Here is a 2,414-nt window from a genome sequence, read left to right as displayed (position 1 = left end):
TGATGCTGGGTGCAGGCACCCGTCACGCGGCGCGGCTTGATCTTTCCGCGGTCGGTCACATACTTGCGCAGCATCTGCGTGTCCTTGTAGTCGATGTACTCAACATCGTCCTTGCAGAACTGGCAGAACTTGCGACGCGGCTGCTTCGCGTAATCTGACGTTTTCTTCAACTTACTCTTCCTTAGAACGGGATGTCTTCATCGTAGACAGAAGAAGAGGCATCGATCGTCGGTGCCGACTGGGGCTGGTAGCTCGCCTGCGGAGCAGATTGGTAGCTCGCCTGAGATGCAGGCTGATAGCCGCCTTGTTGCCCATAGCTCTGACCGGAAGAATACTGTGCATCGCTGTTGCGGCTCGACATGAACTCAAGCTCGTCCACGATCACTTCGATCTTGGAGCGCTTCTGCCCGTCGCGTTCCCACTGGCTCCAGCGCAGCTTACCCTCGATTGTGACCTTCGTACCCTTGGACAAGTATTTGTTCAAGGCGTCGGCGCGAGCGCCGAACATGGTGCAATCGATGAAGTTGGGGTAGTCCTCCCACTCGCCGGTCTGCTGGTTCTTACGACGGTCGTTGACCGCCACGCCGAAACCGAGAACGGAAGTGCCACCCGCAGTGCTGCGAAGCTCAGGGTCGCGAGTCAAATTACCGCTGATGATAACTCTGTTGATGCTCATAATTCTTGCCTCTTCCCATGTGCCGGACGCCAAAGGCGCCCATTAAGCTCCAGTTAGTCGCGGTCTTCGCGCTTCACGATCATGTGGCGGACCACAGCATCGTTGATGCGCAGAACGCGATCGAGCTCGGCAACGTTCTGAGGATCAGCGTGGAAATTGACGAGAGTGTAATCACCGTCGGTCAGACCATTGATCTCATAAGCAAGTTTGCGCTTGCCCCACTCGTCGACGTTGTCAACCTTGCCTGCGCCCTCAGCGATCGTGGTCTCGATTCGCTTCATGACGGCAACGCGATCTTCGTCGGAAATGGTCGGGGCGACGAAAAACAGCAGTTCGTAAGCCTTCATCAGCTCACCTCCTTTGGACTTTACGGCTCTGGGTCTGGTGAAGGCATTCACCCAGAGCAGGATATAGCCTGTTTATATTAACGTAGGCTTCCTGCTTCGGGTAGACTAAAGCTGTCTCCCATCACCTGAACCACACATCTTCTCGAGCCGCCGAGCTCGTTTTGGGGCATCCTAGCATGCAAACCTGGCAGAAACCTTCCCGATTCCTTCTCGAATTTCGATGCGAGTTCTCCCAAAACGAAAACGAAAGCCCCGTGCAAATGCACGAGGCTCTCGCAGAAATTCAATCTAAGAGGAGGAATTATTCTCCGTCGGTGTCGATTCCCGTCGAAGGATCCTCGTCGACTTCCGTCAGATACTTCTCGTCGATTTCGTCCTCGCCGTAGTCGACCCCGCTCTTGAGTTTCGCCATAAAGTTCGGGGCCTCACCGATGTAGGCCGCCTCTTCCTCGAAGGTGTAGCCGCCCTCATCATCGACGGTATAAAGGTAGCCAACCGCATAGCCGTCCTCTGCGCCCGGCACGCCGCCTTCCGCGATGATAACGTCTTTCGTGCCATCGTCGGTCTCGACGTAGCCGTCATAGCAGAACGCATACGCGTCCGCGCCGCGTGCGCCTTCCACCGTATGCTGCGCGAGGTTGTAGCATTCCTCGGAGGAATCGCCCGGATGCGACTCGATGAACAGGTTCTCCTTAACGACGAGCGTCGTGAACGGAACGAGCTCAGCGCCCTCCTCCATCTTCTCCTTCGCCTCGTCGAGCGCGAACAGGAGCACGTTTTCGAGCATCTCCGGAATCTCGGGGACTTCCTCAGATGAGTTTTCAACAGTGCGATCGGCCATAAGGTCGCTCCTTTGCTTTCGATAATCGATTGTCACAGTGTAGTCCACCGTATTCGCTTTGGGGAGGGGAGCACAGAAAAAGCCCCCGCGATTGCGAGGGCTCATAATTTCGTGGCGGAGGAGGAGGGATTCGCGCGTCCGCTTCGCGAACCCGCACCCCTCCCTCGCAAGCTCGGTCGGGCGAATTCCTAAAAACGTGCCACTGGCACGTTTTCTTAACGGAATTCCACCTCATCGGTTCGAATCCCCGGGGAGTTCCCGAGATATGAAAAGCCCCCGCGATTGCGAGGGCTCATTACTTCGTGGCGGAGGAGGAGGGATTCGAACCCTCGTTACCCGGGTTACGGGCAAAACGGTTTTCGAGACCGCCGCATTCAACCACTCTGCCACCCCTCCGCATGGGGTGTGGGGCTTATGCCCCTGATATGTGAAACGCGCCGAAGCGCGTTACTTTTTCTGGCGGAGAGATGGGGATTCGAACCCCAGATACCCTTTTGGGGCATACACGATTTCCAATCGTGCTCCTTCGGCCAGCTCGGACATCTCTCCG

The 2,414-nt window shown here is 56.5% G+C and carries 4 protein-coding genes and 2 tRNA genes; all 6 read right to left on the bottom strand.

The genetic code is table 11. The features are described from left to right. Positions 1-170: 30S ribosomal protein S18 (rpsR, locus tag Q0G18_RS09345; RefSeq protein ID WP_297152421.1), on the bottom strand; the 170-nt coding region annotated here is incomplete at its 3' end. A gap of 11 nt (positions 171-181) precedes the next feature. Next, the gene (gene ssb / locus Q0G18_RS09340; RefSeq protein ID WP_297152418.1) at positions 182-676 is read right to left on the bottom strand and encodes a single-stranded DNA-binding protein; all 495 of its coding nucleotides are present in this window, start codon (positions 674-676) and stop codon (positions 182-184) included. 53 nt (positions 677-729) lie between these two features. Next, complete coding sequence (gene rpsF / locus Q0G18_RS09335; RefSeq protein WP_158049122.1) at positions 730-1,023, bottom strand: 30S ribosomal protein S6; 294 nt, start codon at positions 1,021-1,023, stop codon at positions 730-732. A 301-nt stretch (positions 1,024-1,324) separates the two neighbouring features. Further along, positions 1,325-1,864 (bottom strand): hypothetical protein, encoded by a 540-nt coding sequence (locus Q0G18_RS09330; protein WP_297152411.1) that lies wholly within the window; start codon positions 1,862-1,864, stop codon positions 1,325-1,327. Positions 1,865-2,167: 303 nt separating this feature from the next. Next, positions 2,168-2,260 (bottom strand) — tRNA-Ser (locus Q0G18_RS09325). Between the two features lie 61 nt (positions 2,261-2,321). Then, positions 2,322-2,413, bottom strand: a tRNA-Ser gene (locus tag Q0G18_RS09320). Position 2,414: the final 1 nt, after the last annotated feature.

The sequence above is a fragment of the uncultured Ellagibacter sp. genome (assembly GCF_934636505.1).
In the GTDB taxonomy this organism is placed as follows: Bacteria; Actinomycetota; Coriobacteriia; order Coriobacteriales; family Eggerthellaceae; genus Ellagibacter.
Note: the sequence above shows the minus strand (reverse complement) of the source record. Positions and strands in the feature narration are given on the sequence as shown.

Bases quoted from the DNA above. Each gene is read 5' to 3' on its own strand.
- ssb (WP_297152418.1), bottom strand. From the start codon at position 676: ATGAGCATCAACAGAGTTATCATCAGCGGTAATTTGACTCGCGACCCT.
- rpsF (WP_158049122.1), bottom strand. From the start codon at position 1,023: ATGAAGGCTTACGAACTGCTGTTTTTCGTCGCCCCGACCATTTCCGAC.
- Q0G18_RS09330 (WP_297152411.1), bottom strand. From the start codon at position 1,864: ATGGCCGATCGCACTGTTGAAAACTCATCTGAGGAAGTCCCCGAGATT.